The sequence below is a fragment of the Xanthomonas sp. 60 genome, from assembly GCF_011761925.1.
Genome location: NZ_JAASQW010000012.1, coordinates 1 through 14417, shown reverse-complemented (window position 1 = coordinate 14417; position 14417 = coordinate 1). Strand labels below are relative to the sequence as shown.

General features: G+C 67.1%; 9 protein-coding genes, 3 tRNA genes and 1 pseudogene. 5 read left to right on the top strand and 8 right to left on the bottom strand.

The annotated features are described in order from the left end of the window. Nucleotides 1–171: 171 nt before the first annotated feature. From rlmB to rnr, 3 genes are all read right to left on the bottom strand, one after another. Nucleotides 172–918: a 23S rRNA (guanosine(2251)-2'-O)-methyltransferase RlmB gene (gene rlmB / locus FHY09_RS16315; RefSeq protein ID WP_166927965.1), complete on the bottom strand. Its 747-nt coding sequence runs from the start codon at nucleotides 916–918 to the stop codon at nucleotides 172–174. A 55-nt stretch (nucleotides 919–973) separates the two neighbouring features. Further along, on the bottom strand, nucleotides 974–1456 hold the full coding sequence (locus FHY09_RS16310) for a GFA family protein (RefSeq protein ID WP_166927966.1): 483 nt from the start codon (nucleotides 1454–1456) through the stop codon (nucleotides 974–976). 88 nt (nucleotides 1457–1544) lie between these two features. After that, the gene (gene rnr / locus FHY09_RS16305; protein ID WP_166927964.1) at nucleotides 1545–4025 is read right to left on the bottom strand and encodes a ribonuclease R; all 2481 of its coding nucleotides are present in this window, start codon (nucleotides 4023–4025) and stop codon (nucleotides 1545–1547) included. A 128-nt stretch (nucleotides 4026–4153) separates the two neighbouring features. Between rnr and FHY09_RS16300 the strand changes: the two genes are divergently transcribed. Then, a tRNA-Leu gene (locus FHY09_RS16300) sits at nucleotides 4154–4240 on the top strand. A gap of 129 nt (nucleotides 4241–4369) precedes the next feature. Next, nucleotides 4370–4456 (top strand) — tRNA-Leu (locus FHY09_RS16295). 66 nt (nucleotides 4457–4522) lie between these two features. Here FHY09_RS16295 and FHY09_RS16290 read toward each other — a convergent pair. Continuing rightward, nucleotides 4523–5272, bottom strand: coding sequence for a sulfite exporter TauE/SafE family protein (locus FHY09_RS16290; RefSeq protein WP_166927963.1), 750 nt, complete (start codon nucleotides 5270–5272; stop codon nucleotides 4523–4525). Nucleotides 5273–5370: 98 nt separating this feature from the next. On the opposite strand from FHY09_RS16290, the gene FHY09_RS16285 reads away from it, so the two are divergent. Both FHY09_RS16285 and FHY09_RS16280 read left to right on the top strand, forming a co-directional pair. Continuing rightward, nucleotides 5371–6267: a LysR substrate-binding domain-containing protein gene (locus FHY09_RS16285; protein WP_166927962.1), complete on the top strand. Its 897-nt coding sequence runs from the start codon at nucleotides 5371–5373 to the stop codon at nucleotides 6265–6267. A gap of 74 nt (nucleotides 6268–6341) precedes the next feature. After that, nucleotides 6342–6428: transfer RNA gene (locus FHY09_RS16280), tRNA-Leu, on the top strand. 113 nt (nucleotides 6429–6541) lie between these two features. Here the strand turns inward: FHY09_RS16280 and FHY09_RS16275 are convergent. The 4 genes and pseudogenes from FHY09_RS16275 to FHY09_RS16260 all read right to left on the bottom strand — a co-directional run bounded on the left by FHY09_RS16275 (nucleotide 6542) and on the right by FHY09_RS16260 (nucleotide 11322). After that, nucleotides 6542–8122 (bottom strand): DHA2 family efflux MFS transporter permease subunit, encoded by a 1581-nt coding sequence (locus FHY09_RS16275; RefSeq protein ID WP_166927961.1) that lies wholly within the window; start codon nucleotides 8120–8122, stop codon nucleotides 6542–6544. 86 nt (nucleotides 8123–8208) lie between these two features. Beyond that, nucleotides 8209–9378: pseudogene (locus FHY09_RS16270) on the bottom strand (HlyD family secretion protein); the annotation flags it as partial. A 10-nt stretch (nucleotides 9379–9388) separates the two neighbouring features. After that, nucleotides 9389–10882: an efflux transporter outer membrane subunit gene (locus FHY09_RS16265; protein WP_166927959.1), complete on the bottom strand. Its 1494-nt coding sequence runs from the start codon at nucleotides 10880–10882 to the stop codon at nucleotides 9389–9391. Then, complete coding sequence (locus FHY09_RS16260) at nucleotides 10879–11322, bottom strand: MarR family transcriptional regulator (RefSeq protein ID WP_166927958.1); 444 nt, start codon at nucleotides 11320–11322, stop codon at nucleotides 10879–10881. The genes FHY09_RS16265 and FHY09_RS16260 overlap by 4 nt, the downstream gene beginning before the upstream one ends. A 218-nt stretch (nucleotides 11323–11540) precedes the next feature. Here FHY09_RS16260 and parC point away from each other — a divergent pair, with 218 nt between their 5' ends. Continuing rightward, the gene (gene parC, locus FHY09_RS16255) at nucleotides 11541–13784 is read left to right on the top strand and encodes a DNA topoisomerase IV subunit A (RefSeq protein ID WP_166927957.1); all 2244 of its coding nucleotides are present in this window, start codon (nucleotides 11541–11543) and stop codon (nucleotides 13782–13784) included. Nucleotides 13785–14417: the final 633 nt, after the last annotated feature.

The following is a 14417-nucleotide window of genomic DNA, read 5'->3' as shown; positions in this document are numbered from 1 at the left end:
CTGTCACAGGGCTGGGCGGTGGGGTTGGGTGGGGGCGTTGAGCGCCATGGATGGCGCGAAGCGAGGCCCGCAGGAGCGGCTCTTGCCGTCCCCCACCCAACCCCACCACCCGGCCCAATCCCAGCAACCCAGCCCCAGCGCCACCACGGAGGGGCCCAGCCGTTCGCCGGATCACCCGTGACGCTGGCGCACGACCTCGAACAGGCTCACCCCGGCGGCCACCGACACGTTGAGGCTCTCGATCTCACCCGGCATCGGAATCTTCACCAGCCCATCGCAGTTTTCGCGGGTCAACCGGCGCAGGCCGTCCGCCTCGCCGCCCAGTACGAGCGCGATGTTGCCCTTGAGGTCCAGCGAATACAGCGAGGCAGTGGCTTCGCCGGCCAGGCCGTAGATCCACACGCCCTGCTTCTGCAGGTCCTTCAGGCAACGCGACAGGTTGGTCACGGCGACCACCGGAATGCGGTCGGCGGCACCGGCCGAGGTCTTGCGCACCGTGGCGTTGACCGTGGCCGATTTGTCCTTGGGAATGATCACCGCGGTCGCCCCGGCGGCGGCGGCACTGCGCAGACAGGCGCCCAGGTTGTGCGGGTCCTGCACCTCATCCAGCACCAGCAGCAGCGCCTTGCCCTCGGCCGCCTCGACCAGGCCTTCCAGTTCGTTCTCGCTGTAGGTCCGCGCGGCGGCATACCGGGCCGCCACGCCCTGGTGGCGTACCGAACCGCCCACCCCATCGAGCGCCTGGCTGTTGACCTTGCGCACATCGATGCCCTTGCGGCGTGCGTTTTCCTCGATCTCGGTCAGGCGCGGATTCTTGGAGCCGGCCTCGACCAGCACTTCGCGGACGTTCTCGGCGTCGTTCTCGATGGAGGAGGCGACGGCGTTGACGCCGACGATCCACTGGCTGGTTTTGCTCATGCGGGGCGGGACCGGAAAGGGGCTGGCTATGTTAGTCCATCGGACCCTGCGGCGCTCAGCGGCTCTGCGGGGGCCAATGGGGGGTGTCGTGGTCCGGGTGCTGGCGGCTGACGATCGCGGCAAGGAAGTCACCTGCAGCCGTGTCCTCTTCGGTGCGCTGTGCAGGCAACGCGGCCAGCGCATCGACAAACCCGACCTTGCGCTCCACGCCGTGCTGCAGCACCGGGGGCACCCGCTCGGGCTGGTCGAACGCACCGGCGGCCAGCGCCATGCCGTCGGGCGCCTCGTAGGTCAACGGCGTTCCGCACTGATTGCAGAACCCGCGTCGGACAAGGTTGGAAGACGGGTAGTAGGTGGGTTCGCCGCGGGTCCAGGCGAACTGGGCACCACGCACGGACACCAGCGGCGCGTAATACGCGCCGAAGGCCTTCTGGCACATCCGGCAATGGCAGATGGAACTGTCCGTGAGCTCGCCACGGACTTCGAAACGGACCGCGCCGCACTGGCAGCCGCCGCTGTACTCCGGTTCACCCTGCATGGTGTGCACCTCCGGGGATGTTCGGCCCGGACAGGCCGACAGATGGCGCGGCAGGGGGACGGGCGACATGCCCGCCCCCGCCGTGCCTTCAGTACTTCTTCTTGCTGCGCTTGGCGGGCGTACCCCGCTCGAACGCCGGCATGGGTGCGGCGCGGGGCGCTTCTTCTTCCTCGCCCTTGTGCTCGACCAGGCGGAAATCGATCTTCCGCTCTTCCATGCTGGCCTTCAGCACCAGCACCCGCACGCTGTCGCCAAGCCGGTAGCTGGTCCCGCGGCGTTCGCCGCTGAGCGTCTTGCGGACCGCATCGAACTTGTAATAGTCATGTGGCAGCTGGGTGACATGCACCAGGCCCTGCACCTTGGAATCAAGAAGCTCCACGAACAACCCGAAACTGGTCACGCCGCTGATCACGCCGTCAAACTGACCGCCGACATGTTTCTCCATCCAGGCGGCACGGTAACGCTCGTCCACTTCGCGCTCGGCCTCGTCAGCACGCCGCTCGCGCTCGGAACACTGCAGCGCCAGAGCGGCCATCTCACGCGGGGTATAGCGATACGAGTCCGCGCGGGCGCCGGTCAGTGCGTGCTTGATCGCGCGGTGGACGAGCAGGTCGGGATAACGGCGGATCGGCGAAGTGAAATGCGCGTACGCCTCCAGCGCCAGGCCGAAGTGGCCGTTGTTGTCGGGCGTGTAGACCGCCAGGCTCTGGCTGCGCAGCAGCACCGACTCAAGCAGTGCAGCATCGGGACGGTCGCGGATCTTCTTGAGCAGCTTGGTGTAATCACCCGGCTGCACCTTCGACCACGGCGGCAGGCTCAGCTTGAATTCCTTCAGGAACTCGAGCAGGTCGGCGAACTTGGTCTCCGGCGGCTTTTCATGTACCCGGTAGGGCGCCGGCACCTGGTGGGCGAGCAGGTAGCGTGCAGCCTCCACGTTGGCGGCGATCATGCATTCTTCGATCAGCTTGTGGGCATCGTTGCGCACCAGCATGCCGGCCTGGGTCACCTCGCCGGTGTTGTCGAGCACGAAGCGCACTTCGCTGGATTCGAATTCGATCGCACCGCGCCGGCTGCGCGCACGCGACAGCACCTGGTACAGCTGGTGAAGGCGCTGTACCTGGGGCAGCAGGGGGCCGATGGCCGCCTTGGCGCCCGCATCGTCTTCGCCGACCGCCTGCCAGACCTGCGTGTAGGTCAGGCGTGCATGCGAGTTCATCACCGCTTCGTAGAAGCGCGAGCCGCTGACCTGACCCTCGCGGTCTACCTGCATGTCGCAGACGAAGCACATGCGGTCGACGTTCGGCATCAGCGAACAGATGCCGTTGGACAGTGTTTCCGGCAGCATCGGGACGACGAAACCGGGGAAATAGACAGACGTGGCGCGCTTCTGCGCTTCGTCGTCCAGCGGGGTGCCCGGCCGGACGTAGTTGGACACATCGGCGATGGCCACGACCAGGCGGAAGCCTTCGGCGTTCGGCTCGCAATACACGGCGTCGTCGAAATCCTTGGCATCCTCGCCATCGATGGTGACCAGCGGCAGGCTGCGCAGATCGACACGGTTGCCGATCATCGCCGGCTCGACCACCAGCGGTACCGCCGAGGCCTCGGCAAGCACCTCCTGCGGGAACTCGAATGGCAGCTCGTGACCATGGATGGCCGTTTCCACAACCAGCGAAGCGGTGAGCTTGTCACCCAGCACGGCGATGATGCGACCGATCGGCGGACGACGCGTGTCCGGCGCATGCACCAGTTCGCACACCACCAACTGCCCATCGCGTGCGCCCCCGGTGTGATCCGGCGGCACCTGGACATTGCGCTGGACGCGCTTGTCATCGGGCACTACGTAGTTGATGCCCATCTCCACGCTGAAACGGCCGATCAGACGGGTCATCCCGCGTTCGAGCACTCGGGCGATGCTGCCCTCACGACGACCGCGGTGGTCAATGCCGGTCACGCGCGCCAGCACCTTGTCACCGTGCATCACCTTGCGCATTTCAAACGGCGGCAGGAACAGATCGTCGCCACCTTCCACGACGCGCAGGAAGCCGAAGCCTTCCGGATTGGCGATCACCACGCCGGTCACCAGGCTCAGGGCCTGGATGGGCGCAAAGCCACCCCGACGGTTCTGCACAAGCTGGCCATCGCGCACCATGGCGCCCAACCGGCGCGACAGCGCCTCGGCACGGTCCGGCGTGGTCAGGCCCAGGCGGGCCCCCACTTCCTCTGCAGTCTGTGGACCTTCGCAACGCTCCAGGAGCGCGAGAATGGCCTCGCGGCTGGCGATCGGCTGTTCGTATTTTTCTGCCTCGCGCGAGGCGAAGGGGTCTTCGAGCGGGGCGCCGGGCAAGGGCGGCGGCAAGGCTCGTCCTGACGGTGCGGGGGCGGACGACGCGGCAGCGGAGCTCCGGCGGCGGCGGCCGGACGGAGGGGCAGCGCTGTCAGCGCTCAGGCTGTCCGGCATCCACGGCGGGAGCTTCTTTTTCTTCGGTCCCTGTGCGGGAGCGGTGGCGGAGCCGTTGGATGGCGTCGTGCGGGGCTTCCCGCCCTTGTTCGGTTTTTTGGTATTCATCGCCCTCCATGGTAGCCGGTGACGGCGTGCAGAACGGGTCATGGGCCGGGCAGATGCGGGTTGCGCGTTCATCTGCGGAAATTCGTTGACAAGTTCTCGGTCGATCTTCAGAATTGCCGGCTCTGGAAGCCCAGGTGGCGGAATTGGTAGACGCACTAGCTTCAGGTGCTAGCGGGGGCAACTTCGTGGAGGTTCGAGTCCTCTCCTGGGCACCAGACACAATCAACCCTCGCGCAAGCGGGGGTTTTTTGTGCGCGTCTGCCGGACGCCCCGCGCATTCCGGACAGGGGTGCACGGAAGTGTTGACAGCCGATTTTCACCCCCGCATAATTCGCCCCCTCGATGCCCAGGTGGCGGAATTGGTAGACGCACTAGCTTCAGGTGCTAGCGGGGGCAACTTCGTGGAGGTTCGAGTCCTCTCCTGGGCACCATCGATGAAAAACAACCCGCTTGCGCGGGTTTTTTTTCGTCTGCGTTTTCTCGCGGCGGGTGGAGGCTCAGGCCAGCAGCGGGCGCGCTACCAGTTCGATGCCGAGCAGTACCAGGAAAGCGAGGAAGCACAGCCGGAACGCCCTCGCGCTGATGCGGCCACGGATCTTCTGGCCCAGCCACATCCCGGCCAGCGCCGGCGCGATCGCCAATGCGCTCAACCCCAGCTGCTGCGCGCCGAAGGCACCATGCACGAGCAGCCCAGTGGTCAAAGACATCGTGGAGATGGTGAAGGCCAGGCCGAGCGCCTGCACCAGCTCGTCGCGGCTCAGGCCCAGCGACTGCAGGTAGGGCACGGCGGGCATCACGAAGACGCCGGTGGCACCGGTGACAACGCCTGAAACCGCCCCCACCAGCGGGGACAGCCAGCGCTCCAGGGGCTTGGGCACGCGCAGGGGCGGTGCGAACAGCGAGTAGGCGGCGTACACGATCAACGCCACGCCCAGCGCCATGCCCGACCAGCGCGGATCCACGCGCACCAGCAGCGCCGCGCCGAAGACCGTCGCCACGATCACGCCGAGCAGCAACGGCCACAGCCGGCGCACCACCTGCCCCAACGCCGGGCCGGCGAAGATCTGCCACAGATTGGTCACCAGCGTGGGTACGAACAGCATTGAAGCCGCCGCGACCGGTGACAATGCGCTGCCGAGCAGGCCCATCGCCACCGTCGGCAGGCCCATGCCGGTGACCCCCTTGACCACGCCCGCGAGCACGAACACGACGACCAGCAGCAGATAGAAATACGGGGAATGCTCCATGGACTCATTGGACCTGTGCGAACGCGCTGGCACAATGCGGCTTTCCCGCCCTACCCTTCGGCTGTGCCGAAGGCAGGCATCCGACGGAGCGACACCGCATGCGCCTGGACCTGACCGATCTGCGCCTGTTCGTTGCCGTGGTTGAAGCGGGCAGCATCACCGCCGGCGCCGCCCGCGCATCGCTGGCACTGGCTTCGGCCAGCGAACGCCTGCGCAGCATGGAGGACGACAGTGGCGTGCCGTTGCTGCAGCGCCATCCGCGCGGCGTGACCACCACCGAAGCCGGCGAAGCACTGCTGCACCACGCGCGGCTGATCCTGCGTCAACAAGCGCTGCTGCGCGCCGAACTGCAGGAGTTCGCCAGCGGTGCGCGCGGCACGCTGCACCTGTATGCCAACACCGGCGCCCTGACCGGTTTCCTCCCGGGCCGCCTGGCACCGTGGCTGGCCGGGCGACCGCGGCTGCACGTGGACCTCAAGGAGCGCACCAGCGTGGAGATCGTGCGCCTCGTGGCCAGTGGCAAGGCCGAAGCGGGCATCATTTCCGATGCGCTCGACGCCGGCGCGCTGCAGGTGCAGCCCGTGGAGAACGATCCCCTGCAACTGATCGTGCCCGCCCACCACCGGCTCGCCGCGCACGCGGCCATCACCTTCGCCGAGGTGCTGGGCGAGACCTTCGTTGCGCTGGCCGATGGCAACGCGCTGCAGGAACACATCGAAGACAACGCCCGCGCGCTCGGTCGCGTGCCGGCGCCACGGGTGCGCATGAAGACCTTCGAAGGCCTGTGCGAAATGGTCGGGCACGGGGTGGGGATCGGCATCGTGCCGCGTTCGCTCGCACGCCGCTACCGCAGGCGGTTCGCCCTGCACGTGATCGATCTGGAGGACCCCTGGGCACGACGCCGGCTGTCACTGTGTTTTGCTCGGTGGTCGGCCCTGTCGCGGCCGATGCAGAGCCTGCTGCTGCACCTGGGCGGCAGCGCCGTGGACGACTGAGCGACCCTGCGGCGACGCGCTGAAATTTTTATTGACACACCCGATCACGTCCTGCACAATTCTTCTCCTGAGTCGCCCAGATGGCGGAATTGGTAGACGCACTAGCTTCAGGTGCTAGCGGGGGCAACTTCGTGGAGGTTCGAGTCCTCTTCTGGGCACCATGACTCAGCAAATGATCAAACCCGCGCAAGCGGGTTTTTTCATGCCTGTCGTCGGGTGGAGCGCCGCGCGGGAGGGCAGCGCCGCGCATGGCACGGCGCGCCCTGGTGCCTCGTCAGTGCCCACCGGCCGACGCCGCGCCCGCACCTGCGCCGAACGGTGGCCTGGCCAGCCACAGGAAGGTGATGATGGCGAGGAAGATCCAGCCCAGCAGGAAGAAGATATCGTTGAATCCCATCTGCGAGGCCTGATGGTTGATCATCGTGTTGAGCGCCGCCGCACCGTGCTGCAGGTCGCCCTGCCCCATCGCGGCAACCTGCTCCTGCATGCCCGGCTGGTACACCGAAATATGCTCGGTCATGTCGGCATGGTGCACCTGGGTACGGCGTGCCCACAGCCATGTGGTCAGCGATGCGGCGAAGCTGCCGCCCAGCGTGCGCAGGAAGGTCGCCAGTCCGGACCCTGCAGCGATCTCGCGGCCATCCAGGTCCGACAGCAGGATCTGCAGCACCGGCATGAAGAACAACGCCACGCCGACGCCCATCAGCAGCTGCACGCCGGCCACATGCTGGAAATCCACCTGCAGGTTGAAATTCGAACGCAGGAAGCTGGTGAACGACAGGAACACGAAGGCCACCGTGGCCAGCATGCGCATGTCGAAGCGCGACGCGTACTTGCCAACGAACGGCGTCATGATGACCGGCAGGATGCCGATCGGTGCCGTTGCAAGGCCGGCCCACACCGCCGTATAGCCCATGTCGCGCTGCAGCCATTGCGGGATCAGCAGCGAGACGCTGAAGAACGCGGCGTAGGCCACCACCATCGCCAGCGTGCCGGCGCGGAAATTGCGATGCCGGAACAGGCGCAGGTCCACGATCGGGTCCTTGTCGGTGAGCTCCCAGATCAGGAACACCGCCAGGGCCACCAGTGATACGCAGGACAGCGCGACGATGGTCGGCGAACTGAACCAGTCCTCGTCGTTGCCCAGATCCAGCACCAGCTGCAGGGCGCCGACACCGATCACCAGCGTGACCAGTCCGACGTAATCCATCTTCGGCTTCTCGATGTGTTCCGGGCGCCCCTTCATCTGGTTGCCCACCACCAGCGCCGCGAAAATGCCCAGCGGCACGTTGATCAGGAAGATCCATTCCCAGCTGTAGTTGTCGGTGATCCAGCCGCCGAGGATCGGGCCACAGATCGGTGCGACCACGGTGATCATCGCCAGCAGCGCCAGCGCCTGGCCACGTTTCTCGCGCGGATAGATGGAAACCAGCAGGGACTGGGTGATCGGGTACATGGGGCCGGCCACGAAGCCCTGCAGCGCGCGGGACACCACCAGCATGCCCATGCTCTGGGCCAGACCGCACAACAGCGACGCGATGGTGAAGGCCAGCGTGGCCCACACGAACAGCTTCGTTTCGCCGAAGCGACGGCTCAACCAGCCGGTCAGCGGCAACGCAATCGCGGTGCTGACCGCGAAGGAGGTGATCACCCACGTGGCCTGCTGCGAGCTGGCGCCGAGGTTGCCGGCGATGGTCGGCAGGGAGACGTTGGCGATGGTGGTGTCGAGCACCTGCATGAAGCTGGCCATCGCCAGCCCGGCCGTGGCCAGCTTGACGCTGGGTGGCAGGAAGCCGGTGGCCGGGGCCGCCGGAGCGCCCGGCGATGCGGGCGCGGCGGGAGCTTGGGAAGACATGGGGGTCAGCCTGCCTTGGTGGCGTGCGGACGCGTGGCCGGCGCGCTCGGCGGCGTACCGGCACCGGCCCGGACGGTGGCCGGCGCGGCTGCGGTCTGCGGCAGGTTGCCCTGGATGATCGTGTGGATCATGTCGTCGGCCTCATGCAGCTGCTTGCTGTAGACATCGGTATCGAACACCGAGCCGGTCGCCGCTTGGCGTGGCAGCACGTCGCCCTTCTGGTCGCGCAGGCTGACTTCGGCCTTCATGGACAGCCCGATGCGCAACGGGTGCTCGGCAAGCTGCTTGGCATCGATGGCGATGCGCACCGGCACGCGCTGCACGATCTTAATCCAGTTGCCGCTGGCGTTCTGCGCCGGCAGCAGCGAGAACGCCGAACCGGTGCCCATGCCGAGGCTGGTGATGCGTCCCTTGTAGCCCACGTCGCCGCCGTAGAGGTCAGCGCGCAGTTCCACTTCCTGACCAAGGCGCATGTGCCGCAGCTGGGTCTCCTTGAAGTTGGCTTCCACCCACATCTGCTCGGTCGGTACCACCGCCATCAGCGCGGTGCCCGGCTGCACGCGCTGGCCGACCTGCACCGAGCGCCGCGCCACGTAGCCGGCCACCGGCGAAACGATGCCCGCCCGGGCGTTGTTTAGCCACGCCTGACGCAGCTGCGCGGCGGCCGCCTGTACATCCGGCTGGGTGGCGATCACGGTGTCGTCGACCAGTGCGCTGCTGCGCTCCAGGGTTTCCCGCGATCCGGCCACGGCGGCTTCGGCCGCCGCCAGTTCATCACGGGCATGAGCCAGCTCTTCGTTGGAGATCGCGCCGGTCGCGGCAAGGTCCCTGCGCCGCGCGAAGTCATCGCGTGCCCGCTTGAGGCTCACCTGCCGCGCATTGAGCTCGGCCTGCGCGCCTTCCACGCTGCGGTACAGGCCGCGTACCTGGCGTACCGTACCGGCCAGCTTCGCCTCAGCCTGCTGCAGCGCCACTTCGGTGTCGGCCGGATCAAGCTGCACCAGCAGCTGGCCACGCTCCACGCGCATGCCGTCATCGGCGGCGATGCCGGTCACCGTGCCGGTGATCAGCGGCGTGATCTGCACCTGGTTGCCCTGCACGTACGCATCGTCGGTCTCTTCGAACCAGCGGCCGAACATGAAGTACCACAACGCGGCGGCTGCGATCAGCAGGACGACGATGGCAAGCAGGCCGCGCAGCAGCGCGCCACGGCGGCTCGGTGCGGCGGGTGCCGCAGGGGTAGGAGTCTGGCTCATGCGGAGGCCTTCAGGAATTCGTGGAATCGGAAAGGGAAGCGGTGTGCGGCGGGGTCCCGGCGGGCAGCTCGAAGCCCCCGCCGAGGGCCTGGCTGAGACGCACCGAAGACACCACCTGCTGCGACGTCAGGCCGGCCAGCCGCTGCTGGGACTGCAGCAGCGTGGACTGCGCAGTGAGCACGTCCAGGTAGTTGCCGATGCCGGCGCGGTAGCGCTGGTCGGCCAGTTCGAACGCCGCGCGGGCGATGTCCACCGCCTGCTGCTGGGCCTGCGCCTGCTGCTGCAGCGACTGCACGGCGGCGACCTCGTCGGCGACCTCGCGCAGGGCATCCAGCACGGACTGGTTGTAGCTGGCCACGGCGAGGTCGTAGTCGGCGTCGCGGCTGTCGAGCCCGGCACGCAGGCGCCCGCCATCGAACAGCGGCAGGCTCAGGGCGGGGCCGATGTAAGCGAAGGACGAACGGCTCTGCAGCAGGTCACCCAGTTCGGGGGCGACCACGCCGGCGAGCGCGGTCAGATTGAGACTGGGATAGAACGCGGCCTTGGCGGCGTCGATCTGCCGGCCTGCCGCCTCCACGCGCCAGCGCGCGGCGACGATGTCGGGGCGACGGCCGAGCAGCGCGCTCGGCAACACGCCCGGCAGCTGCAGCGCCATCGGGTTCAGGGTGCGCGGCCGCTGGATCTGCAGGCCGCGGTCAGGGCCCTTGCCGACCAGTGCCGCCAGCGCGGTGCGTGCCTGGTCGATCTGCTGCTGCGCCGCCTGGCGCTGCTGCTGCGCAGCGGGCACGCGGCCTTCGGCCTGGCGCACCTGCAGGTCGCTGTCGATCCCGGCGATGCGGCGCTGGCGCGTGAGCTCCAGCGAACGTTGCGAGCGTGCGAGTTCTTCTTCGGCCACATCGTGCAGCTGCCAGGCGTAGGCCAGTTGCGCATAGGCCTGCGCGATGCCCGCGGAGAGGTCGAGCCGGGCGGCCTGCGCATCGATGGCCGCCGCATGTGCGCTGTCCACGGCCGCTTCCCAAGCGGCGCGCTTGCCGCCCCACAGGTCCAGGCCATAGCTGACGCTGAGCATCAGCCGGCTGCTGCCGCCGTAATGCCCGCCCAGTTCGTCGCCGAGCATGGACTCAGGCAGGCGCACGCCGGTGTAACCGCCGGAGGCGGTGACAGAAGGCAGCTGGTCCGCACGCGCTCCACCCACCTGTGAGCGGGCCTGGCGCAGGCGCGCATCGGCCACGTCCAGGCTGGGATGGCTGGCCAGTCCTTCCGAGACCAGCGCATCCAGCTGCGGGTCACCCAGGGCGCGCCACCAGTCGTGCGCGGGAAAGCCGGCCGCACCGAGCGCGGCGCGGGAGAGCGTGCGCTCGGCGTGCAGGGTGTCGGCATCGAGCAGCGTGCCATGCGGCGACAGGCCGCGGCTGCTCGCGCAGGCGGTCAGCGCCACGGCCAGGCCGGCCAACAGCAGCGGACGCCCGGTGCGTTGGAAGTAACGGAGAGAGAGGGAGGTCATGGGGTCGCCAGGGAGTCGCGGATTCGGGTCAGCAGTGACAACAGTTGGGTGCGCTCTGCGGCGCTGAGGTCGCGCGAGGCATAATCGATGACATCTTCGCCACGCTGTTGCAGTCGCGCCCACAGCGTGCGGCCTTCGTCGGTCAGCACGATCTGCAACGCACGGCGGTCCTGCGCATGAGCCTGCCGACGTACGCAACCCAGCGCTTCGAGCTTGTCGAGCAGGCGCGTCACCGCGCTCGGCACCTGGTCAATGGCGCGCGCAAGTTCGTTGGCGGTGCACGGCGCCATGCGCGAAAGCACCTTCAGGCCGATGTAATGGCTGAAGTTGAGGCCCAGATCTTCCTCGGCCATCGAGGCGTCGAGCTGCCGGACGAGGCCATCGCGGACCTGCCGCAAGAGCAGGCCAAGGCTCGGCGGAGTGCTGTCAGGACATTTCATGCCGCTTATTCTCTTCCAAAAAATATATTTCTCAATAGAAATATATCCGGATGGTGTGGATGCTGTGTTGCAACAATGAAACGCTGGCATCGGTGGCGTCGGCGTCCCGGTGTCCGCGGCGCACCGCGGCCGCTTGGCTTATCCGGCCGCATCCGGATAATCAACGGATTGCGAGGGCGACGGCCGTCGCCGTCTCCGAACACAGGTAACAACCGCGCATGACCGATCTAGCCCGCCCCGTCTTCCACGGTTTCGAACAACTGCCGCTGCGCGAGTACGCCGAGCGCGCCTACCTCGATTACTCGATGTATGTGGTGCTGGACCGTGCGCTGCCTTTCCTCGGCGACGGCCTGAAACCGGTACAGCGTCGCATCATCTATGCGATGAGCGAGCTGGGCCTGAACGCCAGCGCGAAGCCGAAGAAGTCGGCCCGCACCGTCGGTGACGTGATCGGTAAGTACCATCCGCATGGCGACAGCGCCTGCTACGAAGCGCTGGTGCTGATGGCGCAGCCGTTCTCGTACCGCTATCCGCTGATCGAAGGCCAGGGCAACTTCGGCTCCACGGATGATCCGAAGTCGTTCGCCGCGATGCGCTACACCGAATCCAAACTGACGCCGATCGCGGAAGTGCTGCTCGGTGAACTGGGCCAGGGCACCACCGACTGGACGCCCAACTTCGACGGCACCCTGCAGGAACCGACCTGGATGCCGGCGCGGCTGCCGCACCTGCTGCTCAACGGCACCACCGGCATCGCCGTGGGCATGGCCACCGACGTGCCGCCCCACAACCTCAATGAGATCGTCAGCGCCCTGCTGCACCTGCTGGACGATCCTGAAGCCAGCGTGCGCGAGCTGTTCGACCACGTGAAGGGTCCGGACTATCCGTCCAGCGCGGAAATCATCACGCCGGCCGCCGATCTGCTGCAGATGTACGAAACCGGCCACGGCAGCGTGCGCGCGCGCGCCACGTTCCTCAAAGAGAACGGCAACGTGGTCGTCAACGCCCTGCCCTACCAGGTGTCGCCCTCGAAGGTGATCGAGCAGATCGCCGCACAGATGCGCGCCAAGAAGCTGCCGTGGATCGAGGACATCCGTGATGAATCCGACCACGCCAACCCGGTCCGGGTGGTGCTGGTGCCGCGTTCCAACCGCGTCGATGCCGACCAGCTGATGGGCCATCTGTTCGCCACCACCGACCTGGAGCGCAGCTACCGCGTCAATCTCAATGTGATCGGCCTGGACGGCCGGCCGCAGGTGAAGAATCTCAAGACGCTGCTCAGTGAGTGGCTGACGTTCCGCAGCAGCACCGTGGTGCGCCGCCTGCAGCACCGCCTGCAGAAGGTGGAGCGACGCCTGCACCTGTTGGAAGGCCTGCTGGTCGCCTTCCTCAACCTGGATGAAGTGATCCACATCATCCGTACCGAGGACGAGCCCAGGGCCGCGCTGATCGCGCGCTTCGGTCTGTCCGAGGACCAGGCCGAGTACATCCTGGAGACCAAGCTGAAACAGCTGGCGCGCCTGGAAGAGATGAAGATCCGCGGCGAGCAGGACGAACTGGCCAGGGAGCGCGAGAAGATTCTCGGCATCCTCGACAGCAAGGCGAAGCTGAAGAAGCTGATCAAGGACGAACTGACCGCCGATGCGAAGAAGTTCGGTGACGCGCGCCGTTCGCCGCTGGTGCAGCGCCAGGCCGCGCAGGCCATCGATGAAACCGAGCTGGTGCCGAGCGAGCCGATGACGGTGGTGCTGTCCGAGAAGGGTTGGATCCGCGCCGCCAAGGGCCATGACATGGATCCCTCCACGCTCAGCTACCGCGATGGCGACAGCCTGCTGGCATCGGTGCGCGCGCGCAGCACGCAGCAGGTCGCATTCCTGGACAGCGAGGGCCGCGCGTACTCCACGGCCGTGCATACGCTGCCCTCGGCGCGCGGCAACGGCGAGCCGCTGACAGGGCGGTTCTCGCCGGCCCCGGGCACACGGTTCGTCACCCTCGCCAGTGCCGAGCCGAGTGGACGCTTCGTGCTGGCGTCCACCCACGGCTACGGCTTTGTCACCCGCTTCGAGAATCTGATCGGCCGCAACAAGGCCGGCAAGGCGATGCTCAACCTGTCCTCGGGTTCTTCGGTGCTCCAGCCGGCGGTGGTGGGCAATGTGGAAACCGATCGGATCGTGGCGGTGACCAGTTCGGGCAACCTGCTGGCCATCGCGGCGGTGGACCTGCCGGAACTCGACAAGGGCAAAGGCAACAAGATCATCGAGATTCCGAAGGCCAAGCTGGCCACCGAGCGGGTGGTGGCGGTGGTGGCGATCGGTCCGGGCCAGACGCTGCAGGTCCGCAGCGGCCAGCGCACGATGGGCCTGAAGTTCAGCGAGCTGGAGGCCTACTTGGGCTCACGCGCGACGCGTGGCCACCTGCTGCCGCGTGGCTGGCAGAAGGTGGAAGGGTTGTCGGTGGAGTGACAGCGAACGGCTGAGCCCCTCGTGGGGGCGCGGGATTTTCGGGTGTACGTGGTTTGGCTGGGCGGGTGGAGGCAGCGGGGGACGGCAAGAGCTGCGTCCATGCGTGCCTCGCGTCGCGCCATCCCTGGCGCGACACGCCCCCGCCGCCTCCACCCGCCCAGCCCCCGACAGGCTCCGTGCGCCGCCACGGATGAAAAAAGAGCAGGAGCAAGAGCAAAAGCGTCGGTGTCCGTGCGCACGAGGTGGGAGGGTTGTCGGTGGGGTTACGGCGAACGGCTGAGCCCCTCGTGGCGGCGCGGGATTTTCGGGTGTATGTGGTTTGGCTGGGCGGGTGGAGGCGTCGGGGGACGGCAAGAGCCGCTCCTGCGTGCCTCGCGTCGCGCCATCCTTGGCGCTCAACGCCCCCGACGCCCCCACCCGCCCAGCCCCCGACAGTCTCCGTGCGCCGCCACGGATGAAAAAATAAAAAAGCAAAAGCAAAAGCAAAAGCAAAAGCATCGGCAGCCCGTAAGCCTGCTTTTGCTTTTGCTTTTGCTTTTGCTTTTGCTTTTGCTTTTGCTTTTTTTCTTATTCCCGTGGTGGATGCAGAACTGTCACAGGGCTGGGCGGTGGGGTTGGGTGGGGGCGTTGAGC